Genomic DNA, 20451 nt, shown 5'->3' on the forward strand with positions numbered 1-20451 from the left:
CTGAACTGCGTTGCCGTCTGGGTATCGCTGAGCGAGGGCCTGCGCCGTCGTCTGCGAGGTGGTCTCGAAGACGACGCGGCCGCCCGCGATCACCTGCCAGATCGGGGCGCGGGCGGCGCGGGCGGCGCAGGGACGGCATGCCATCAGGCGTGGGCCTTGACGCTCGCGGCCAGGCCCTGGGCAAGCTCGGCGCGAATGTCGTCGAGCGCTGCCGAGAGTTCTTCGATCTCGGCGCGGGCGGCCTGGCGTCGTTCCATCTCGTCGACGACGGCGGGCGCGAGCGCTGCGGCGAGCCGGTCGTAGTCAAGGTCCGGCAGCGGCGCTTGAGGTGAGGAGGCGGGGACGGCGGCGGACGCGGTGAGGGCCAGGTTGGCGCGGCTGATGACGGCGCTCGCGGCCAGCCGCGACGGGTGGCCGGGTCTGGGGACGGACAGGACCGCGCGAAGCGCCCACTGGCCGTTCGGGTTCTGCCGCATGTGGTAGGACGGCTGGCAGGCGGCGAACACGAGCCGGTCCCAGTCGGACAGCCACGGGGCGGCAGCGCCGGAGAACCAGAGGCCGCCGTCGTTCATCCCCACGGTGACGACGCCCGCTACGGTGCGGGTGTCGTCGAACTGGCAGGCGGCTGTCTCGCATTCGGCGCCGTCGCGGTGGTGGCCGGCGTTCATCGTGAACGCGCCCGCGCGCACGGTGGTGCCGTCGTCGAGGTTGAACCGGGCGCGCAGGAAGGTGCTGTAGTCGATGTCGCCGAGCTTCTCGATGGTGAGCCTGCGGCCCGGGTATGCCTCGTGCGGGACGCCGCGCTGGGCGACCCATCCGAAGATGCGGCCGTCGCGGTAGTGGACGCCGCCGGAGTCCGGGGGCAGTTCCTCCGCGGTGGGCTCGGTGAACCAGGCGGCGGGCATCGCGGGCAGCGCCTGTAGTTCGTGCCATGCCGAGGCGGTCAGTACGTCCAACACGTCTCTCGGCTCCGCCGCCTGCGCCACTGTAACGGGCGTTTCTACATCGCAGTCGGGGCAGTCGGCCGCGGCCAGGCCGGGCACGTAGGTGTCGGCCGGGTCCAGGGTGATGCACGCCTTGTCGAAGGCGGGCATGGCCACGAGCGTGGCACCGCGCAGCCGCGCCCGGGTGATGCGCATGACGAAGTCGCCGGCCTGCTCCGAGAACAGCACCTCACCCGGCTTGTCGTCGCTGTCGCCGGCCGCCGCGGTGATGATCCCGGCCGCGGTGAGCGCCGCGCGCAGGCTCCCGGCATCCATGACGCCTTGGTCGCTGGCCGTCCAGTCGATCTCCTGCGTCGCGCGCACCGACCAGCCGCCGTCCGGCAACTGCATGATGGACGCCGCCTTGAGCGAGGCGAGCAGGATTACCCCGTCGTCGCCAGTGTCCGCTTCCCGCTCTGTGCGGGGGCGGCGGTCGACGAACTCCATGTCGACGTCGTCCAGGTCGACGCTGACGCCGAGCGGAGCCCCCTGCTCCAGCAGGGCGATCGCTTCCTGACCGGCTTCGCGGTTGCCATACAGGACGCCGGCGCCGGGGATGCGGCTTCCGACACGGTTGAGCTGCTGGATCTCGCCGGCGAGGACGGCGCCCTGGTGGCCGCCGCGCATCTCGTCGGCGAACTGCAGCGGCCACGATGTGCCGTCCCAGTAGAGGGCGCGCGGGGCGAAGATGCGGCCGTCGCCGGTCTCCTCTCCCTCGAACGCGAGCGCCGTATCGCCGGGCGTAGACCAACGGCGCGACTCGGACGCAGCAGCGGACAGAGCGGGTTCGGGCATGGCGGTCTCTCCTTCGGAGGTGAGCGGGATGTCGTGGATCTCGTCGCCGAAGGCGACGCGCAGCCGGTCGAAGGTGACCGGGCCGGTGCGGTCGGCCAGGTGGGCGATGAGGCCCAGGTCGTCGTCGTAGGTGAGGGTGACGTGCGCGACCCATGGCGAGTGCTGGGCGGGCGGCTCGAACACGTCGGTCACGGTGTAGGCGATCGCGCGCTGGATCCCGGCCAGGTGCTCGCCGCCGATGCCGAGCACGATCGCGGTGTCCCGCTCGTCGGTGTGTGGGTTGAACGCGCTGATGGCGAACGCCTCCCCGGCGACCGGCATCGGGACGCCGTGCTCGCCGCGCAGTTCGGCGACCTGCTCGATGAGACGGCCCACGAGTTTTGCGCGCGTGCTGGATCCGATGTCGGAGGCTGGGCCGAGGAACATCAGCGTCAGGTGCAGGTCGTCAGGGCGTTCGCCGCCGTCGACGGCCAGCCGCTCGATGTCGGCCTGGGTGGGCACGAGCGCGACCATGCCGCCGCTGTAGGGGCCGCCTGACGCCGCGGTGATGTGGTCTCTCACGATTCCTCGCTCCTCGAACGCGGTCACGATGTCGTTGATCTCCTCCCGAGACAGGCCCTGCCGCCCGTCCTCGTCGACGGGCGGTTCGGCGCTGTCGCCGAACGTCACCCCGCACCGGCAGTTGATGACGTTGCCGGGCGAGGCGACCGGATCGCCCGGGAAGTCGAGCAGCTCGCCTCCGACCTCGAAGGCGGCGTCCAGGGCCACGGTCTGGCCGTCGGCACGGAAGTGAGCGTCGCGGGTGCGTAGGTCGAGCGTGGCCAGCCACGATTTGTACAGCGGCCGTACCGGGTCAGGCTGGATTCGGGCGACGTACAGCTGCGCCCAGTTCCAGGCAGCGAGCGTTTCGGTGCGGGCGATCCGCTCGGCACGGTGCTCGCCGAGCTCGACGCCGCCCTCGGCGAACACGGCCCGAAGCCGGTCGCGCAGCTGCGGCATCGTGTCGCCGGCGGTGACGCCGTCGGCGAGCGCCTGCCGGGCGGCCTGCCACAGGCTGTCGCCGACGTCGCGGAGCCGATTCTCGGCCGCGGTCAGGTAGTCGCGGACGGCTGCGGGCAGCTCCTCCGGCCGGTGCAGGTAGATGTCGACCAGGTCGGGGACCTCGTCGACGTCGTCGATGTCATCCACGTCCGGGGGGCCAGGCTCCGGCTCGCCCGGTGGCGGTACTGGCCGGTCACGGGAAGCGAGCAGGCGGCGCGCGGCGACCATCCCGGCGGCGAACACCGTCAGCAGCGCCACCAACATCACCAGCAGTTGGGCCAGCCACAGCTCGGCGACCCGGCGGGCGTCGCTGTCATCGACCGGTTCGCCCTGCGCCACCAGGTCGCCGTGCGCGGCGGGCAGGCTGGCGGCGAACTGCGCGGCCACCCGGTCAAGCGCATCCTGGACGACCCGCTCCACCATCGGCTCCAGCCCGTCCAAGGCCTGCCCGTGCGCGTCCCGCTGCGCGGATCTGCGGTCGAGGTCAGTCACGGCCACTCCCGGAGCGCACTTCCATCAGCGCCATCAGCAGCGTCTTGAGCTGATCGTCGTCGAGCCCATGCCGGGCCTTCATCTGCTCGGCGATCAGGCGGCCCCGCTCGTCCATCCACGCCGCGAAGCTCTCGTCCGTCCTGAAGCCGGCGGCGTGGCTTGGCTCCAGGTCGACGGGACCGAGAGGTGCGGCGGAGGCTGGCAGCGTGTCCGGGATGGCGTGTGACTCGTCCACTGGCAGCGTCGTCTCCCCCCGCGGCTGCTCTTCCTCCATCGCCCCCTCGCGTGCCGTACGGGCGGCCAACTCCCCGACGGAGGGCGCGTCGTCCTCGTCGAAGCCCGTCTCGCGGCGCAGCGCCTGATCGGAGATGACGCCGCGGTCGTACACCTCCAACGCCGTCTGCGGCCGGTTGGCGCGGATCCGTAGCTGGGAAGTGTCCCACCACACCAGCGCCTCAGCGGCGTCCGCATGCGCCTCATCTTCGAGGGTGGGACGCAGCCATTGGCTGGTGAGCGCGTCGGCCACGGTGGACAGGCGTGGCTCGACGGCGAGCGTGATGGCCTCCTCCTTGATCTGCCATCCGCCCCAATGGTTCGCCTGGCCCGTTCCGAGGAGGATCTCAGCGGGGGTGTCGAGGCTTGTCGCGAAGCGCTTGATCGTCTCCTCGCGCAGCCGCATCGCCAGGTCATCGAAGTCGGACTCGAAGGTAATACGCTCGATCTTGCCAATCGCCTCCGCGGGCACCTCCAAGAGGATCGGCACTGCCGCGGCTGCCGACTCGGGGTCCTTGTAGGCCGTTTCGGCGACCGTCATGAACACCTCGAGGAGGTCGTCCTCCTCGCCAGAGACGGTGGCTCTGGACTTGGTCGGGAAGCGGGTGCCGTGTGGCACCAGCAGCACGCCCCGGCCGGTCAGCCGGGATCGGGCGATCGCAGCGACGGCGGCATTCAGGAGCCGCAGCTCTTCCAGCAGACCGAGGCTGGAGCGCACAGGGGCGTCGGCTTCGATGTGACGACGCGGGTGCGGGCTCCACACACGGATGGCGACGGGCGCCTCGTTGTCGGGGTTGGCCGGGTCGAATTGCGGGATCAAGACGGGTTCGCCGTCAATCTCGGCCTCAAGTTCCTGGCCGCGGCGTTTCATCTCCAGCACCGACAACACCCGCCAGTCGTCGGCCAGCGCGTCGCCAGTGAGCTGGTCGGTCTTGGGCCGGATCACCACCCAGCCTTCACCAGCGACAACAAGGTGCGGTCCAAAGGCGGCCAGGAGAGCGGCTTGCCCAGCGGGGCCACCGGCGATCCCCGCCACCAGCTCGGAGGCGCGGTGCGATTCGGGGTAGGGCTTGACGGTGCCGTCGTCGTCGCGGCGGCCAGCGATCAGCCGGCCCTTGCCCATCGCGTTGCCGATCCACTGAGCGGCGAACCTGACCTCGGGGGTGTTGTCGTAATACGACCAGGCGCGATGCTGCCAACTCTGATCCGGTTCGACGATCTGGCTGCGGAAGCGGCGCACCGCCCACCGCTGCGCGGCGGCGACAAGCTCACGCGCCGCCTTCATGGCAAGCCACCGGCTGGGAGGTGAATCACGGCATGGGCCCCCGAGCAAACGCAGGATGCCCGGCCCACAGCTCAGCGGCTCAGCAGCCAGCCTATCCGCCAGATCGGCACCCAGCAGGAAGGCGAGTTACCCCTCAGTGCAAGACGCTGCGGCAACCAAAAATCTCCGTCTATCGCTGAAGCAGCCACACGCCCGCCTCCCTCCAACTCGAGGACCTCGCTGACAGAGGGTGCGCCGCCACGCTGTGGTGCTAGGCGCCCCGTCCTCGCCGGGTGCGTATCGCCTCGGTCGGTGCCGCCAGGATCATCGGCATTGCTGAGGCTGCCGACTCGGAACCTTGGAGGCGGGCTTCGGCAATCTGAATACCTTGAGGAGTTCGTCTTCCTCACCGTGGGCAGTGGCGGTGGACTTCGTCGTACGGCACCCGCAGTACGCGCCAGCCAATCAGCCGGGATCGAGCGATCGCGGCGTCAGCGGCGTTCAGACCCAGTGGAGGGAAGATCGTGGAACGGCTGTTCGGTGTCAGCGGGCGAGGATGATCTCGATTGCTGCCATCGCCTTCCACGCCGTCTCCATCACGGGTCCCACGACCACAGGCGGCAGCACTTCCCCCAGTTCCGCTCGGCGAGCACGCTGTGTGAGTCTCGCGACCGTCTCGCCGGCCTCGGGCATGGTCCTGACGAGGGGCAAGATCTCGTGTGCGGCGAAAGCGTCCCGGGCGGCGAGGGCCTCGACACGCAGTTGTTCAGCGACGAGGGGAGCGTTTGCCGAGCCAGCGGCGAGGTTGTACACGGTAAGGCCCAGCCGAGTGTAGAAGAGTGGATGCTCACGCGGTGGCCGAAACTGCAGGAACGCGCTGGTCATCGTATCCGTGGCGTTCGAGGTTCTGCGACCGGCCCGGGCCAGGCTCAGGACGCGTAGGCACGCCGCAACTGGCGTCTCCCAATCGGCCTCCAGGCTGCTGTCGGCGATCATTCGCAGGCTGATTTCGGCGGAGGGCTGCGCCAGCACCGCGACCTGCCGGCACTCCAGCAGTCGCCTGCTCACTCTTTGGCGCTGGGTGATGCCCTTCAGCGCTTCGCTCCACTGGCCGCTCTGCGTAAGGGCACGGGTGTGTTCTTGGTAGAGCGTCTGCCACACCCAGCGCACGAGTTCGGCATGGTCGGCGCTGACGACAAGGCGCTGCAGGTGGCTCGATCGCCCGTCGATCTTCACCTCACCCAGCGTCCGCACGCCGTTCAACAGGCTCTCAAACGTCTGGTGGGCGGCGTACGCGTCACCTTGTTGCGCCTGCAGGCGGCCAAGGTTGATGAGGGGCTCCAGCGCCAGCTTGGCCGCATCCACCGTGAACGGCCGGCCCGCGCGGAAGAGATTGACGTGCTGCCAGAGGAGGTGGCGGGCGAGATGAGAATGGCCACCGTCGGCAAGGATCATCGCGGCACCGCCGAGTGCGTCGGCCCCTCTCTTCAAGGCCGTGCGGCCCATGCCATTCGCGATCCGCGCGAACTCCTTCACCCGCCGGACACGTTCGGCGAACGGCACGAGCCGCTGTCTTCCAGCCGGCACAAGCGGAAACCGGCGGGCGAGGTCCTCCACGTCAGTGAGTGCGCTGGGTGTGGTAGTCACTGCTTCCCCTTCTCTTTGCCCCGCCAGGTCGGATCCACATGCCGGCCACGGACCCGGCGGGACGCAGGCCGGGCGTGCGGGCGGCTGTCGTGCCCAGTCCCGGCCTGCGTCTCCTTCGACGGCCTTCCCCACAAGAGAGCCGCCGCCTGCCTCACCTGCCTGCGCGCTGCAGGCCGCGACGTCGCACAAGCGTGCGCGGCAGGTGCCGGTCCACCGGTTCTCGCCACCGAGCGCGGAGCGCCTGCTGGGCGGAACGGAGGAGGAACACGTCAACGCCGGTCTCGAGCGAGCTGGAGCTGAAAATCGGCCTCGCGTACCTGGCTGACGAGTCGGGGGCTGGTCGCAACGCCAACGACGAACCTCTGCTCGCACCCGCTTGGTAGGAGGCGGCGAACTGGCGCCTGTACGGCTCCCAGACGACCATCCTCTGAACGCTGGCCTCCCGGTGTACGCATGTAGCTTCGCGTCGAGCACCGTCATCGCGGAGGGTCACGAAGATCCCTACCCTGCAAGCACCCACCCCGGGGGGTTTGGTGGGCGGGCCGAGCGAGCGTGGGGGAAACACTCTCGGCCCGCCCGCGCGGCGCGCTGGTGAAGCGCAGCCGCGGTAAAGGAGGGGCGACATCGTTGACGTCCCTCCTGGTCTGAGGTCACGTGTGGTTGGCCACGGAGTGCCCGGGTGGTCCATCGCGCTTCTCCGTTGCGGGTGCCGGTTCGCAACTCGTGCACGTCGTTCCAGCCGAGAGGCCAAGCGAACTCTCCAGGGTGTCGGCGTCGCAACGATCGGTGCGACGTGCCAGAGGCCGCGGGTCACTCAGCGTGGAGGTCTGCTACCACCGATAGCAGGTGCGGACCATCGAGAAGCGGCATCGTCTCCTCGATCTCGGCCCGCCACGCGTAGGTGGGGGCGATGCCCGGCCCCCACATCGCGCACTCGCTCAGCAGGTCCGCCAGCTCGCGCCGCGTGCGTAGCCGGAGCCGCACGACGTTGCGCTCGTACACCTCTAGCGCCCGGGCCAGCTTGTCCTCTGGGATGTCGTCCGGGGTGGCGTGGGTGATGATGACGACGCTGCCTACGGCCAGCCGCTGGCGCAGCTTGGCGATGATGTCGGCCACCATCTGGTCGTCGAGTATGAAGTGCAAGATGGCGCCGAGCACGACGACGACGGGTTGGTTGGCCCGGAGAAAGCTCTTGAAGGGCGGACCGTTGAGGATGGTGTCGATGTCGCGCAGGTCGCCCTCCCACGCGCGCACCCTTGGACTGGCCAGGAAGACGCGTGCGTGCGCGACGACGACCTTTTCATGGTCGACGTAGCCGAAAAGCGCGTTGGGGCGGTGCCGGCAGACGATCTCGTGGAGAAAGGGCTCGGCCGGGTGAGCAGGCCCGATGTCGAGAAACTGATCGTGGCCTTCCCCCGCGAGGGTAGCCAAGGCCCGGCCCTGCATGGCCCGGTTCTGCTGCACGACGTCTCGCATCTCCGACTCGCCGAAGATCTCAGCCAGGGCGGCTGCCACGTGACGATCATGCCGGTTGGTATCTCTACTTCCCCAGACCGCGCCGTAGGCGCCTGCCGCGCTTGCGCGGTGCGGATCAAGGCGAGTCCCGGGAATCTCCTCGGGAGAGACGGGCTGGCCTCTGTCCTCATCGTCGAGTTCTTCGAAAGGCATGTGGTCCTCGGCAGAGCCGGACGCGAAAGCACCCAGCTGGTCGGGTTCCGGAAGATGCGGGAACGGGGGTCTGTTGATCAGCTGACTTCATGGGGGGCGCGCTGGCGCGGCAGGAACGGGCCAGCGAGCGTGCTGGGGGTGAGGCACCGCTGGCGGGCCCCTACGCGATGTGCGGAGGTCGAGTCCTATCGCCGTGAGGGGACGCCACCGTGACGGGCACTTTTGACGGTCGTGGTGCAGCCCCTCTCAGGAGGCCGGATTCAAGTTCCGCGAGGCGGCGGCGGGCACCAGTTGGTCCCATGGGTCGACGAGGCGATAGCAACGTCATCGTGTGCCAGGTTCGCCCGCTGCTCTCAGAGCCCTGAGGGCTCTCCTTGCGTGCGCATGCCGGCAGTCTGAAGGGGGTGCCGACACGTTGAGAGGCCAGCATCCAATAGCCGCAGAGGATGGGGCGGGGTTTCTCCGTAGGCGTGGCCGCCAGAGGTGAAGGGATCATGTTGCCATCCGTGCCGTCGCAGGGAAGGGCCCCCTTCGATCGCTGGACCGCCGGTGTACGCCAGCATCAGGCCGGCACCGGGGTCCGCGATGTGGACCATGGCATGACCGTAGATCGCTGAAGTTCTCTGCGTCACTGGTACTTCTGCGCGCTGCCATTCGAGAACTACCAGTGGCGGTTATCTTGGCTGGTCGAAGCGCTGATTGGTGAGCCGGGCGCTTCTGGCGGCCAGGTCGCAACGCACGTTTGTCCTCGCCTGAAAAGGCGGCTGCCGCGGGCGAAAATCTGAAGTCCCTCCACGCCAGGGGCGAGTGGCTAAGCTCGGCCGGCATGGCTGTAGACGACACCGACGCGCTCTATCTCTGGCACGAGGCCCCTGTGCCCGGTGAGCTTCCGGTCGCACGAGTACATGGCTACCTGATCTGCCCGGAGACAGGCCGCGTGCTCATACAGGACGTCGATGGGGTGATGGGACTGCCTGGAGGGCGACCCGAGCCCGGCGAGGCTGGCTTTGCCGAGACGTTCATACGCGAAGCAAGGGAGGAGAACCAGGTCCAGGTTGGGCAGGTGGCCTATCTCGGCTATCAAGAGGTCATCGTTCCCGGCCACCCGCCGTTCGCACAGGTGCGCATGGTCGGTGTCATCGAGGCGTTCGGGAAGCGCATGCCGGATCCGGACGGAGCAGGTCACACCTGCCGCAGGCTGATGGTGCCTCTGGCTGACGCGGCGGACGTCCTCGGGTGGGGCGAGCCAGCCGCCGCGCAGGCGAAAGCGGCGGCCAGGGTGGCGCAGGCGCAGTGGCGGCTGCCTGTCGGAAGTCCGGCAGCCGCCGGATACGTCGACTAGCTAGTCTACGCGTGAACCTCGCGGCCGCCGCGCCCGTTCGACAGGGGGCAGCGCCCACGGGGCCACCTTGAACATGAACATCCTCACGTTGATCTCGTAGTTGAAGGTGCTGGCCGCTAGTTCGCGGGCCTGCTGCCGGATCTGGCGGCGTTCCTCAACGCCAGCGGCCAGCGCCCGCCCGATCGCCTCGGCCAGAGAGCGGGCGTTGCCCGGACGGGCGCCGTAACCGGTACGGCCGTCGAAGACGAGCTCGGCCAGCCCTCCCGCCGTGGTGGCCACCACGGGCGCGCCCCCGGCGGCGAACGCCTCCAGGGGGACGCGGCCGAATGGCTCCTCGCGCGAGGGAACCACGGTTGCGACCAGCGCGGGATGAGCCAGCAGCCCTCGCAACCCGGGGTCGAAGCGCGGCAGCAGCGTCACCGGGAGCCGCTCTGCGGTGATGCGCTCGCGCAGGTGCAGCTGGTAGGGCGTGAGCTGGTCATTGTCGACCTCGGCGACGGCGGCCAGAACGGTGTGCCAGGGCGGCGGCTTGAGCGCGAGCGCGTCGAGCAGGTCGTCCCATCCCTTATACGCGGCGGCCCGGCCCAGGCCGAGCAAGAAGCCCCTGCGCGCCTCGCGGGGCAGGAACCGCGAGTCGGGCGGCGGAATGCGCCAGTCCTCGTCGATCAGGCCATTGCGCAGCGGCACCAGCGCGTGCCCCGGCAGACGGAGGTCCTCGACGAGATGCCGGTACATGTGCTGGGAGATCACCGCGACCCGGCCGCCGCCGCTGATCAGGTCGCGCAGTCCGTGCTCTTCCCACCAGGCGCGCTCGGCGTCGTCAGGATCGTGCAGGACAGCCGTGGAGCGGGCGACGGCGACCAGGTGCCCCCGAAGCTCGGCGGGAAGAAGCGGCCCCAGCCCGTAGAAGGGGGCATCGCAGGCCAATACCAGCAGCGGCTCGGAGCTGGGCTGAAGACGCATGATGGCTGTCGCCGCGGACTCGCACGCCTTCTGGAAGTTGGACAATCCGCCGAAGCGGCGCATCCCGCCGGTGCCGTTGTCGATCGGCTCCACCTGCCCGGCCACCCGGGCGACGGCGGCCTGGGCGGACTGGTGCCAGTCGGCCTGGTACTCGGGGCTGCCGGGCTGCAGGCGGATGGGCATGACGACCAGGCGGACGCCGGGAGCGAGGTTACGGGCGAGCACCTCGATCAGGCTGCGGTTGGAGCGTCCAGCGCCGGTGCCGTACCCGTACCAGCCGTCGTGGACGGCGACTACGACGGTTGGGCGGCTCATCCGGCCGCCTCGTGCACGTCGGCGAGCGACCGGCGGCAGGCGGCCACGGCGTCGAGGGCGCCGCGGACGGCGACCAGGTTGACGGCCAGCGAGTCGCTACCCGACAGCCGCATCCAGCGTGCGGCCTCCAGAGTCCGGGCCAGGGCGGGATGGTAGCGGGCCACCGCGGAGATCGGCGCGCTGTAGAAGGCGCGGGCCCGATCGAGGGCCTCCGCCTCGCGCCACGGATGTTCGGCCCGCACAGCCTGGCCCCGCCTGGCCTGGGACTGTGCGGCGTCCAGGTCGAACACGGCGTAGGTGTGGGCCAGCAGCAGCCGGCCGACAGCGAGTTGGTCCGCGACCCATTCGGCGCGGGCGGTCAGCAGCGGGTAGTCGGCCACCGAGTGGGCGTAGGCCAGCGCGGACAGCCAGTCCCGGTCGCAGGCCACTACCTGATGCCGGTCGAGCAGGGCGCATGCCTGCGCGGCCTTGAGCAGCCAGTTGGCGTCGTGGGCGTCGTCGTCGTGCACGGGAGGGTGGTCGGCATGCTCCAGGGTCTGCGCGGCCTGGCTGGTGTACTCGCCCAGCACCGGCACGTTCTCCTGGGCGAGCAACTCGACGATGGAGGTCTTGCCGGCTCCGGGCATACCCTCCAGGACGAGCATGCCCTGAGCGGGTGTGGCCGGGTCAGAAGAGCTGTGTCTGGTCATCGGATTCCCGTGGTTGATGTCGGGGAGTGAGGTGAAGGCCCGCCAGTGCTCCCGAGGGGTCACAGCGGGCGAGGGTGTGGCCGGCCACCCGTCGCATGTCGGCCAGCACCGGGCCGCACGGCGTGTCCAGCAGAAGCTGTCGGCCGACGACGGCGCGTACCTGGCCGGCGAGCACAGCCTGCTGCTCGTCCAGGCCGGTCATCTCCTGGTAGCGGGCCGGGATCGGGTGGTGCAGCCCGTACGCGGAGGCCAGGTCATGAACGGGCGTTTGCTGGAGGGTCAGGTCGTCGGGCCAGGCGGTGGCCGCGGCCAGTTCCTGGGCGGCGTTCTCGGTCTGGCTGGCGCGCTCGGCTTGGTCCGGCAGCCTCCACCAGGCGTCGGCCTTGGCGCGGGCGGGGATGCGCTCACGGGCCAGCCGCGTGGCCGAAGCGGCTTGCTCTGCGCGGCGGATGAGCGGATAACGGCCGCTGGCCAGCGTCGTGTAGGTGATCGCGCCCTGCTCCAGGAGCCGGTCAGCGCCGCGGTCGGCGGCGGTGAGCCCTACCTTGACCAGGCCAGGCCCGAACCACGCCAGATAAAGCGTCCAGTCCCGATGCTCTTCGCCGAGGACGGCGTCGCGGGCCAAGGCACGGCCCCGATCGGCGGACGCGCACGAAGGACACTGCGCATCCACACCCGGCGGCGTGACTGCTCTGGCCCTGCAAGCGACACGTCTACCTGAGATCCAGACGCCGACGCAGCCGCGCGGACCGCCCAGCTGCCAGCCGATATGCGTGCCGACCTCCGCGGGGCGGCTGCGTTCGCCGTCAGCAGGGGCGTCAGGCAGCGGCAGCACCGTCAGGGTTGGGGTTCCGGACTCCCAGTGCAGCCCGGTAGAAAGCCATGCGGGCGGCTGCTTCGTCATTGGTCTCGGCCCTCTCGTAGTGCTCCTGCAGGACCAACCAGCCGGCCAGGTGGGCGATGTCCGCGAGAGCCTCGCCGGGGTTGTCGGGCATATGCAGGTGATTTTGGGGCTTGGCGTCGCCGAACTCCTGGCGAATGCGGTCCTTGACCTCGGCGCCAGTCTGGGGGGTGTGCGAGCGCAGCAGCATCACCGTGACCGGGCCGCTGGTCAGGTAGGTGTCGACGGCGGCGATGAAATCCTCGCCGTAGGCGTCGGGGTACATGCGGCGCGTGTCGGCGGGCGTCAGGACCCGGGTGTGGACGTCGAGGACGTCGTGCTCGGCCTCCAGCCGGGCGCGGATCGGACCGGTCGGGGCGCCGGGCTTGACCAGCGCGATGGTGAGCGACCAGCCCGGCCAGCGGGTCCGCTCGCCTCCCTCGCGCATCCGGATGGCCCAGAGCCGCTGGCAGCGGCAGGGCCGGTCCCCGAGTTCATCGGGGTGGCGGGGCGGGTCGGCCGACGCACACGCGTGCGCGTCGGCGACGCAGGTCCTGCACGCCCCGTACGGCATGATCGGCTCGACGCCGAGCTGCGCGAACGGGATGCCCGCCCGGTAGGCGGCCCACCATAGGTCCCACGGGCTGGCCAGATGCACCGGGACCGGGGTGCCCACGTCGATCGTGCCGGACAGGTGGCTTTGGAGGATGAAGCCGAGCAGGACCTTGGGCACTTCCCGCGCTCGCATGGGCGGGGCCAGGCCGAGCGGACTGATCACGAGGCCGCCTCGGTGAGGACGGCGCTCGCTGTGGCGCGGGTGTCCGGCGCCTCGGCGAGCACGAGCTCCACGCGATGGAGTCCCGGTGCCCCGTCCACGTACGGCATGAGCTGGCCGAGCAGGTAGCCGGCCAGCTCTTCCGTGGTGGTGTTCGGCACCGGCAGCAGGGCGACCACCCGCTCCGGGAAGCCGTACCAGTCCTTGCCGCACTCGACGATCACCTGCCCGTCTTCGAGGTGGGAGGTGCCGGCGACCGGTGTCTCGGGCAGCAGGGTGCGCCTCTTCAGCGGCTCGATGACCTTCTTCAGGCCCCGCTTCACCTGGTGGAAGTCGAGCAGCATGCCGGCCGCGTCCGGGTCGCCCGTCAGCCGCACGGTGACGGTGAAGGTGTGGCCGTGAAGCGGCTCCATCTGCCCGTCATGGATGCCCGCGTGAGCTGCGGAGAACACGTAGTCGCCAGCCCCGCCGATCTCTATCTGGAAACTCATGGAACTGTCTGATCCTCTCGCTTGCGACGGTGGGAGCGGCTACTCGCCGACGCGGGCAAGCAGCAAGAACTCCTGGCGGGCGCGGGGGTCCTCACGCAGGACCCCGTGAACCGCGGACGTGACGGTCGCGGCCCCGCCCGCTCTGACGCCGCGCAGGGACATGCACAGGTGCTCGGCCTCCAGGACGACGCCGACGCCCTTCGGCTGCACGTTTTCCTGCAGCCAGTCGGCGATCTGCTGGGTGAGCCGTTCCTGAACCTGCGGGGCGCGAGCAAACCACTCGACGAGCCGCGCCAGTTTCGACAAGCCGAGAATCCGCTTGCCGGGCAGGTAGGCGACGTAGGCGTACCCGGTGAAGGCCATCAGGTGGTGCTCGCACACCGACGCGAACGGGATGCGCCGCTCGATGACGAGCTGTTCGTAGTCGCGGTCGTTCGGGAAGGTCGTCGCGTCGAAGGGGCGCGGAGTGAACATCTCCGCGAACGCCCTCACCATCCGGCCGGGCGACTCGGTCATGCCTTCCCGGTCAAGGTCAACGCCGAGAGCCGCCAGCAGCGATCGGGCAGCCTCCTCCGCGACTTCCAGATCCAAGCCCGGCAGGACCGGCTTGACCATCCGGACCGGGACATCGGTGATCGTCATGCGGCGGCGCTCCCCTCGGGGCCGGCAGCCGCCACGGCGTCCGGGTAGTCCGCGGGGGTACGGCAGATGGAGATGCCGACGCTGTCGGCGAACCGCAGCGCGCCCGGCTTGTGGACGCGCACCCGGACCCGCAACGCGTCGAAGCCGACGATGAGCGTGTGCGCGACGGCCTCGGTCAGCGCCTCGACCGTCCGGAACTCCGATCCCTCGACCAGGGCGATGACCGCCTTGGTCGCGCTCTTGTAGTCCCAGCCGTCGGCCAGGTCGTCGCTGAAGGCGACCTCCCGGCCGCCGATGCCGATCTTCATGTCGAGGATCACGTCGGACTTGGCGCGCCGTTCCGGGTCGGTGACGCCGATGATGCATCGCAGCCGCAGCTTCTCGATCTCGATCTCATCCACGCGTTGCCTCTCCTTTCTCCGGTGTGCGATTCAGCGGGAGGTAAGGGCCGCGAGCGTTCCCCGTGCATGATCTGACCTTCCGGTTTACGCTCCGATCAGCCGCCCGTACGGATCGTCGCCCGCGCAGACCGGGGCCGCCCAGAGGGCTGGTGTTGCCGCAACACCGCAGCAACAGAGGGAGCTGGTCGAGATGGGCGAGCACCACGACACCGCGGCGATGATGTTCGGGCTGGTCATGCGGCATCTGCGCGAGCAGGCCGGGCTGTCGCAGCGAGAGCTCGGCAAGCGCGCCATCTACGACCACACGCGGATCTCCCGCGCTGAGAGCGGGGAGATCCTCGCGCCGGAGCCCACCGTGGCCGCTCTCGACAACGCCCTGGGCGCCGACGGGCTGCTGCTCGGATTGCGGAAAATGGCCGAGTCCGCGAGTAGAGTCCCGGTTGTGGCGGGGGTGCCTGGCTTCCACGACGACGAGCAAGTCATCCTGGACATGACGACCGCGAACGGAAGGATGGTCAGGGTGAGGCTCTCTCGACGCCAGTTCGCCCAACTGCTCGCCTCTGGCGCCATGTCCGCTGCGTTCCCTGGTCTGGCAGACCCCGACCAGGCGCAGCGGCTCACCCGAGCGCTGGACCGGCCCGCCCGCGTTGACGGCGAAGTGATCGACTATTTCCGGCGCGTCCTGGCCGAGCACTACTCCGCCGACAAGATGCTCGGCCCGCGCTCGTTGCTGCGGCCAGTGCTCGCACAGATCGACGTCCTGGACGAACTGCGACGCGGCGCCGGAGCCAAGCACGCCGAGCCGCTGCTGCAGGTGCTGGCCCAGTACGCCGAGATGGCCGGATGGCTGCACCAGGACCTCGGCGAACTGAACGCCGCCATGGACTGGACCCGCCGCGCCGCTGAGTGGGCGCTGTGCGCCGGCGACAACCAGCTGTCGGCCTACATGCTGGTCCGCCAGTCCAATATCGCCTGCCTCACCGACGACTACGCCGCGGTGGTCCATCTCGCCGCCGCCGCCCGCCGCCGCCCGGCCGAGCTCGAACCGAAACTGGACGCCCTCGCCGCCCAGCAGCAGGCCCGCGGCCTGGTGATGCTCGGCGAGTCCGACGAGTGCTTCGCCCTGCTCGACCAGGCGGCCGGTACGCTCCGCGATCACCCGCAGGTCACCCGCCCCAACGTGCCGGTCTACCTGCACTACTACGACGTCGACGCGCTGCAGGAGCAGTCCGCGGTCTGCTATCGGGCGGCCGGCCGGGCTGACACGGCCGTCGCCATCCTGGAAGAGCAGATCGGGAAGCTGCCCGCCAACGTGGCCCGGGACCGTGGCCACCTGGTCGCCAAGCTCGCGGTCGCCGTCGTCCAGGCGCCGCATCCGGACGTGGCGCGCGCCGCGCACCTGGGTCTCGATGCGCTCGGTATGGCCCGGCAGACCGGATCCGCGCGCATCCAGCGTGAGCTGTCCACCCTCGACGGTGAGCTGCTGCGGCGGTGGCCTGATGATGGCGCGGCCCGTGACTTCCACGAGGCGCTTGTCGCCGTGTGACGTCCCGGCGCCGGGGGAGCGGCCTGCCCACAACGTCCGGAGGGGTCATACCTGGCTTTGGCCGGAGGCCCGGGGCCGCTCGACCACGTGGCTCGGCTGGCGCGCCTGCATGCGCGGACAGGGCTCCTCCGCGCGTCGGTGGCCCTATCAACGGACGTTCGGGTCCACGGTCGCCGGAGCTCACCGGGACGTGAGGTGCTGAACGATCAGGCGCGCCGCCGTCGCCGCGTTGACCGCGGGACAGCATGCGTAAACTCGCCGGCCGTCCCGGCGGGTCCGTCCCGACCACCACCACCAAAATTCCCCGTCGCTCCAGGCGGTCACGTTCTCGATGAGGACCACCGCGACGCCGTCTCCAGCGTGGGCGGTGGCGTTGACTCGATGGACGGTCGTCAGCTGCGTCCGCAGCTGCTCGGCGGCGGTCGAGGCGTCCAACAGCTCGTACGGCAGGGAGTAGCGGCTGGAGGCCGGGGCGAGCAGCGGCATCATCGCGTCTTCCCCGATGTGATCTTCTCCCAGAGGGCTGCGACCTCGTCGGCGCTGCTCGCGTCGGTCTCCGACACCTTCACGTCGTCTGGACCGGACCGCTCGATGCGACGGATCCAGTACAGGCCCGCGATCGCCACCTGCTCAAACCAGACATCCCCGCACGGGCACGTCATCGCCACGACGCGAGGCTCGCGGTCAAACCGGCCGGTGTCGTCGGCCGACCCCCACGTGATCGTCTCGGCGTTGGGGTCCGTCCGGCAGTTCGTCAAGCACTTCGGGTCGTAGCAGGCGAGCTTACGCGCCATGCTTCTACCTGCCCTCCCCATCGAGCCGGGCCACCGCGGCGAGGAATTGGGCATCCCCGACCTCTTCGGGGAGGTCGTCCGGCCGCCACTGCGACGCTTCGACGAGGCCGGGATCGAGCACGTCCATCCCGGCGAGCAGGCCCTTGATGGCTTCGGCGGAGCGAGGGTAGATCGGGCTCTGGGTGCGGGAGTAGGCCGCCACGGCGGCGGCCAGGTCGGCGGGACGAAGCTTGTCACCGCATGCGTGCGTGAGGACCAGGTAGCTGCCGGGCGCCAAGGCTCGGGCGTAGCGCTGCAGGACCTCACCTGGCTGAGCGTCGTCCTGCCAGAAGTGCAGCAACGCGGCAGCAATGAGCCCCACGGGCTTGCTCAGGTCGAGCAGCTGGGCGGCATGCCCGAGCACGACGTCCACCTCGCGGGCGTCGTCCTCCAGCATGAGCGATCGCCCGGGACTCCGCAGGAGCGCGCGGCAGTGCACCGCCACCTTGGGGTCGATGTCGACGTAGACGACCTTCGTGTCTTCGTGGTGACGGCTGACGACCTCCAGCACGGAGGCGGCATCCGGTGTGGGCAGGCCGCAGCCGAGGTCGATGAACTGAGCGACGCCGTGGCCCGCCACCACGTCGACCGCCCGGCGGATGAACCTCGCGTTGGCCAGGGCCGCCTTTCTCAACCGCGGCAGCAGCTTCAACAGCTGGTCGGCGAGATCGCGCTCGGCGGCTGTGTTGTCCCTGCCCTCCAAGAGGTCGTTGTAGACGCCAGGGATGGTCGGCGGCGGGCCGGACGCAGCCGTGGACATGATGCCTCCCGTGGCAGAAGCCGCAGAGCTGATCGGATAGCCCTTCTGAGCTGGGCGTGATCAGCATCGTGGCTGGTCACGCCGCCCATTGCCACGCCGTATCGGCGCCTCTCTCGCGACTTTTCCCTGCCCTTTCGCCGCCGTTTCGGCGCCTTCTTTCGTCGGCAGTGCCGTTCCGCTTCCCACGACCGTCCGGCGGATCTAGCGTGGTGCGAAAGCGCGTCGCGGCCGCACGGGAGGACCAGCGTGGAAGTGAGCGTGCTCCGCAGCCTCGCCGAGGACCGCGACCTGATCAACTACACCCGCTTCTCCCAAGTTTTCCGCGAGGTTGCGAACGAGCTGGGTCACCGCGACCTCACACTCAGCCCGCGGCAGTGGGATCGCTGGCTGTCCGGGTCCCTGAAGAAGGGGCCGCATCCGCGCTCCCGCGACGTCTTGGCCCACATCTTCGGCAGACCAGCCCGCGAGCTGTTCAGCCCAGCGCCTCCGCCCGGCCCAGCACGGCCAGCCGATGACGCTCCCACCGCCGACAACCACGGATACACCGCCCACCGCGCCGAAGGGCTGTACGAGCTGATGCGCGATGCCGCCGACCAGTCCAGGCAGGCCGCCGCCGACGTTGAGCTCGCGCTGGGCGAAGCCACGCTGGGGCAGCTCCACGACGATGTGTCCCGCCTGGCCCGCACGTTCCTGCTGCGCCCGCCCGCCGTCGTCTTCCCCGAGCTGGTCGCCATCCGCGGCCAGGTGAACGCGCGGATGAGCCAGACGCGGCGGCCCGACCAGCTGACCGAGCTGAACTTCCTGGCCGGGATCCTTAGCGCGCTGCTGGCCGAAGCGTGCATCGACCTCGGACAACACACGATGGCCCGCGAACACGCCCGCGCGGCCGGCGCCTACGCCGCGTCCATCGACCATGGGCCACTCGCCATCCACGCCAGAGGGCTCATCGCGTCCAGCTCCTACTGGGCCGGTCAGCCCCGCGACGCGGTCAAGGCCATCCAGCGCGCCGAAGAGCTGCGCCCTACCGGGCTGACCGCCGCCCGCGTCTACAGCGTCGCTGCCCGCGCCTGGTCGCACGTGGGCAACACCGACCTCACGATCCGCTCCATCCGTATCGCCGCCCAGGCTCGGGCGGCGGCGGAGGACGACGACCTCCGCTCGATCGGTGGCGTCTTCTGCTGGGACGAGGCCCGCCAGGCGCGTTCGGCCGCGACCGCGCTACTCCAGCTGATGCGCACGCTCGGCGCCGACGTTGACCCCGCCGAAGCGCGGAGCTTCACCGGCCAAGTCCTCCTCTACGCCCAGCAGGCCCTCACGCTGATCCGGGCCGAACCGGCCGACGAGCGCTCCCCGATAGTGGAAGCGCAGATCGGGATCGAGCTGGCCACGACGCACGTGCTGCTCGGTGACCTGGCCAGCGCTCGTGAGTACCTCGATCAGGCGATGAGCCTGTCGCCGAACATGCGGTCTTTTCCCGTGCTCCACCGGCTCGGCGGCCTCAAGGTTCTCCTGGTGGGCGTGTCCACCAGGACGGGGCGGCAGCTCAAGGACACCGTGAACGCGTTCGCCGAAGGAAGCACGATGCGGGCGCTCCCGGCGGTGGTGGTCAGCGAGGCTGCTCGTCCCATGCTGCCAGGAGCTCCGCCTCTCGCTCTGCCGTGATGCCAAGCTCAGCCGCCCGGCCATGGTCGACCGGCTGCCCGCCTGCTTGAAGCCACGCCCACGTGTCGGCCACCGACTCGGCCAGCGGCCGGCACCGCAGGCCCGCCGCGCGGGCGCGGGCGGCATCCACCCGCCAGGTTCCCGCGTACGGGCGCCACAGGGGCAGCTCGACCCATTCGCGTACCCCGCGCCTGATGAGGAACTCGTGGTCGACCCACGTGAGATCGGCACGGCTGCCCGTGACGTGCGTGCACGCCTGCAGCAGGTCACCGAAGGATGATCCGCCCACGGGGGCGGCAAGGTTGAATGCCCCCGTACGGCGGCGCTCGGCCACCTCGATCGCGAACTGGGCCACGTCCCGCACGTCGATTGGCTGGATCGGCCAGGTGGGCGTGCCCGGCGCCAAGACGCGGCCGCCCCGGGCCAGCCGGGCCAGCCACCAGGGGATGCGGCCGACGTACTCGCGCGGACCAATGATCACTCCCGGGCGCAGGAGCGCGGCCCGGTCCGCGAACGCTTCGGTGACTGCCAGCTCGCAGCCGACCTTCTGCCTGCCGTACGCGTCAGGGCCGCTCTCTCCCGGCGGGCCTTCCAGGCTGTAGGTCCGCAGCGGCGAGGCCTCGTTCAGGGGCTCTCGTGGCCAGCCGCGGTAGACGTTGACCGTCGAGATGTACACGTAGGTGTCGGTGGCCTTGGCCAGCGCGGACGCGGAGTGCTGCAGCATCTCGGGCGTCATGCCGCTGGTATCGATGACGGCATCCCATGGCCCGCCGCGAGCGAGTTCTTCCATGTCGTCTGCTCGGGTGCGGTCGCCGCGAAGGTGACGGACGCCAGGCACGTCCTGGCCGGACTGCCCCCGGCTGAAGGTGGTGACGTGATGGCCGTGATCGCGGGCGAGCTCGGACAGCGCGTATCCGAGGAACCATCCGCCGCCGAGGATCAGCAGTCGCATGCCCCGATCCTGGCGCATCCTGGCGGTGACCGCCAGG

Annotated in this window: 18 protein-coding genes; 3 read left to right on the plus strand and 15 right to left on the minus strand. The window is 70.0% G+C overall.

Translation table 11 applies throughout. The features are described 5' to 3' along the window. Nucleotides 1-143: 143 nt before the first annotated feature. The 4 genes from ACIBEJ_RS00530 to ACIBEJ_RS00545 form a co-directional block, all read right to left on the minus strand. Complete coding sequence (locus ACIBEJ_RS00530; RefSeq protein WP_397180411.1) at nucleotides 144-3311, minus strand: phage minor head protein; 3168 nt, start codon at nucleotides 3309-3311, stop codon at nucleotides 144-146. Continuing rightward, nucleotides 3304-4869 (minus strand): hypothetical protein, encoded by a 1566-nt coding sequence (locus ACIBEJ_RS00535; RefSeq protein ID WP_397180412.1) that lies wholly within the window; start codon nucleotides 4867-4869, stop codon nucleotides 3304-3306. Before ACIBEJ_RS00535 ends, ACIBEJ_RS00530 begins: the two co-directional genes overlap by 8 nt. A 522-nt stretch (nucleotides 4870-5391) precedes the next feature. Further along, a complete protein-coding gene (locus ACIBEJ_RS00540; protein WP_397180413.1) occupies nucleotides 5392-6465 on the minus strand; it encodes a hypothetical protein in 1074 nt (357 codons plus the stop codon). Between the two features lie 840 nt (nucleotides 6466-7305). Next, complete coding sequence (locus ACIBEJ_RS00545) at nucleotides 7306-8163, minus strand: SAM-dependent methyltransferase (protein ID WP_397180414.1); 858 nt, start codon at nucleotides 8161-8163, stop codon at nucleotides 7306-7308. A gap of 826 nt (nucleotides 8164-8989) precedes the next feature. Here ACIBEJ_RS00545 and ACIBEJ_RS00550 point away from each other — a divergent pair. Next, nucleotides 8990-9505 carry an NUDIX hydrolase gene (locus tag ACIBEJ_RS00550; RefSeq protein ID WP_397180415.1) on the plus strand — a complete coding sequence of 172 codons (516 nt, stop codon included), beginning with the start codon at nucleotides 8990-8992 and terminating at the stop codon, nucleotides 9503-9505. On the opposite strand, the gene ACIBEJ_RS00555 is transcribed toward ACIBEJ_RS00550, so the two are convergent. The 7 genes from ACIBEJ_RS00555 to ACIBEJ_RS00585 all read right to left on the minus strand — a co-directional run bounded on the left by ACIBEJ_RS00555 (nucleotide 9506) and on the right by ACIBEJ_RS00585 (nucleotide 14661). Further along, on the minus strand, nucleotides 9506-10783 hold the full coding sequence (locus tag ACIBEJ_RS00555; protein WP_397180416.1) for a glycosyltransferase family 4 protein: 1278 nt from the start codon (nucleotides 10781-10783) through the stop codon (nucleotides 9506-9508). Further along, nucleotides 10780-11472, minus strand: coding sequence for an AAA family ATPase (locus ACIBEJ_RS00560; protein ID WP_397180417.1), 693 nt, complete (start codon nucleotides 11470-11472; stop codon nucleotides 10780-10782). The genes ACIBEJ_RS00555 and ACIBEJ_RS00560 overlap by 4 nt, the downstream gene beginning before the upstream one ends. Further along, nucleotides 11450-12097 (minus strand): DUF2797 domain-containing protein, encoded by a 648-nt coding sequence (locus tag ACIBEJ_RS00565; protein ID WP_397180418.1) that lies wholly within the window; start codon nucleotides 12095-12097, stop codon nucleotides 11450-11452. The genes ACIBEJ_RS00560 and ACIBEJ_RS00565 overlap by 23 nt, the downstream gene beginning before the upstream one ends. A 193-nt stretch (nucleotides 12098-12290) precedes the next feature. Beyond that, nucleotides 12291-13130: a hypothetical protein gene (locus ACIBEJ_RS00570; RefSeq protein WP_397180419.1), complete on the minus strand. Its 840-nt coding sequence runs from the start codon at nucleotides 13128-13130 to the stop codon at nucleotides 12291-12293. Next, the gene (locus tag ACIBEJ_RS00575; protein ID WP_397180420.1) at nucleotides 13127-13618 is read right to left on the minus strand and encodes a 6-pyruvoyl trahydropterin synthase family protein; all 492 of its coding nucleotides are present in this window, start codon (nucleotides 13616-13618) and stop codon (nucleotides 13127-13129) included. Before ACIBEJ_RS00575 ends, ACIBEJ_RS00570 begins: the two co-directional genes overlap by 4 nt. A gap of 39 nt (nucleotides 13619-13657) precedes the next feature. Continuing rightward, the gene (folE, locus tag ACIBEJ_RS00580) at nucleotides 13658-14260 is read right to left on the minus strand and encodes a GTP cyclohydrolase I (RefSeq protein WP_397180421.1); all 603 of its coding nucleotides are present in this window, start codon (nucleotides 14258-14260) and stop codon (nucleotides 13658-13660) included. Next, a complete protein-coding gene (locus ACIBEJ_RS00585) occupies nucleotides 14257-14661 on the minus strand; it encodes a dihydroneopterin aldolase (RefSeq protein ID WP_397180422.1) in 405 nt (134 codons plus the stop codon). The genes folE and ACIBEJ_RS00585 overlap by 4 nt, the downstream gene beginning before the upstream one ends. Nucleotides 14662-14851: 190 nt before the next feature. Here ACIBEJ_RS00585 and ACIBEJ_RS00590 point away from each other — a divergent pair, with 190 nt between their 5' ends. Then, nucleotides 14852-16207, plus strand: coding sequence for a multiprotein-bridging factor 1 family protein (locus ACIBEJ_RS00590; protein ID WP_397180423.1), 1356 nt, complete (start codon nucleotides 14852-14854; stop codon nucleotides 16205-16207). Nucleotides 16208-16387: 180 nt separating this feature from the next. Here ACIBEJ_RS00590 and ACIBEJ_RS00595 read toward each other — a convergent pair whose 3' ends face one another. From ACIBEJ_RS00595 to ACIBEJ_RS00605, 3 genes are read right to left on the minus strand one after another with little or no spacing between them, the layout of a single operon-like run. Next, nucleotides 16388-16696 carry a hypothetical protein gene (locus ACIBEJ_RS00595; protein ID WP_397180424.1) on the minus strand — a complete coding sequence of 103 codons (309 nt, stop codon included), beginning with the start codon at nucleotides 16694-16696 and terminating at the stop codon, nucleotides 16388-16390. Next, nucleotides 16693-17001, minus strand: a complete 309-nt coding sequence (locus ACIBEJ_RS00600) for a hypothetical protein (RefSeq protein WP_397180425.1) — start codon at nucleotides 16999-17001, stop codon at nucleotides 16693-16695. The genes ACIBEJ_RS00595 and ACIBEJ_RS00600 overlap by 4 nt, the downstream gene beginning before the upstream one ends. Nucleotides 17002-17005: 4 nt before the next feature. Beyond that, complete coding sequence (locus ACIBEJ_RS00605; protein ID WP_397180426.1) at nucleotides 17006-17800, minus strand: SAM-dependent methyltransferase; 795 nt, start codon at nucleotides 17798-17800, stop codon at nucleotides 17006-17008. Nucleotides 17801-18046: 246 nt separating this feature from the next. Here ACIBEJ_RS00605 and ACIBEJ_RS00610 point away from each other — a divergent pair, with 246 nt between their 5' ends. Beyond that, complete coding sequence (locus tag ACIBEJ_RS00610; RefSeq protein ID WP_397180427.1) at nucleotides 18047-19462, plus strand: hypothetical protein; 1416 nt, start codon at nucleotides 18047-18049, stop codon at nucleotides 19460-19462. Here the strand turns inward: ACIBEJ_RS00610 and ACIBEJ_RS00615 are convergent. Continuing rightward, nucleotides 19407-20414: an NAD-dependent epimerase/dehydratase family protein gene (locus ACIBEJ_RS00615; protein WP_397180428.1), complete on the minus strand. Its 1008-nt coding sequence runs from the start codon at nucleotides 20412-20414 to the stop codon at nucleotides 19407-19409. The genes ACIBEJ_RS00610 and ACIBEJ_RS00615 overlap by 56 nt on opposite strands. Nucleotides 20415-20451: the final 37 nt, after the last annotated feature.

This window comes from Nonomuraea sp. NPDC050790, from assembly GCF_044456745.1.
Lineage (GTDB): Bacteria > Actinomycetota > Actinomycetes > Streptosporangiales > Streptosporangiaceae > Nonomuraea.

Coding starts and splice junctions, on each gene's coding strand:
- ACIBEJ_RS00545 (WP_397180414.1), bottom strand. CDS start 8,163: ATGCCTTTCGAAGAACTCGACGATGAGGACAGAGGCCAGCCCGTCTCT.
- ACIBEJ_RS00575 (WP_397180420.1), bottom strand. CDS start 13,618: ATGAGTTTCCAGATAGAGATCGGCGGGGCTGGCGACTACGTGTTCTCC.
- folE (WP_397180421.1), bottom strand. CDS start 14,260: ATGACGATCACCGATGTCCCGGTCCGGATGGTCAAGCCGGTCCTGCCG.
- ACIBEJ_RS00590 (WP_397180423.1), top strand. CDS start 14,852: ATGGGCGAGCACCACGACACCGCGGCGATGATGTTCGGGCTGGTCATG.
- ACIBEJ_RS00615 (WP_397180428.1), bottom strand. CDS start 20,414: ATGCGACTGCTGATCCTCGGCGGCGGATGGTTCCTCGGATACGCGCTG.
- ACIBEJ_RS00550 (WP_397180415.1), top strand. CDS start 8,990: ATGGCTGTAGACGACACCGACGCGCTCTATCTCTGGCACGAGGCCCCT.
- ACIBEJ_RS00595 (WP_397180424.1), bottom strand. CDS start 16,696: ATGATGCCGCTGCTCGCCCCGGCCTCCAGCCGCTACTCCCTGCCGTAC.
- ACIBEJ_RS00605 (WP_397180426.1), bottom strand. CDS start 17,800: ATGTCCACGGCTGCGTCCGGCCCGCCGCCGACCATCCCTGGCGTCTAC.
- ACIBEJ_RS00600 (WP_397180425.1), bottom strand. CDS start 17,001: ATGGCGCGTAAGCTCGCCTGCTACGACCCGAAGTGCTTGACGAACTGC.
- ACIBEJ_RS00560 (WP_397180417.1), bottom strand. CDS start 11,472: ATGACCAGACACAGCTCTTCTGACCCGGCCACACCCGCTCAGGGCATG.
- ACIBEJ_RS00535 (WP_397180412.1), bottom strand. CDS start 4,869: ATGAAGGCGGCGCGTGAGCTTGTCGCCGCCGCGCAGCGGTGGGCGGTG.
- ACIBEJ_RS00555 (WP_397180416.1), bottom strand. CDS start 10,783: ATGAGCCGCCCAACCGTCGTAGTCGCCGTCCACGACGGCTGGTACGGG.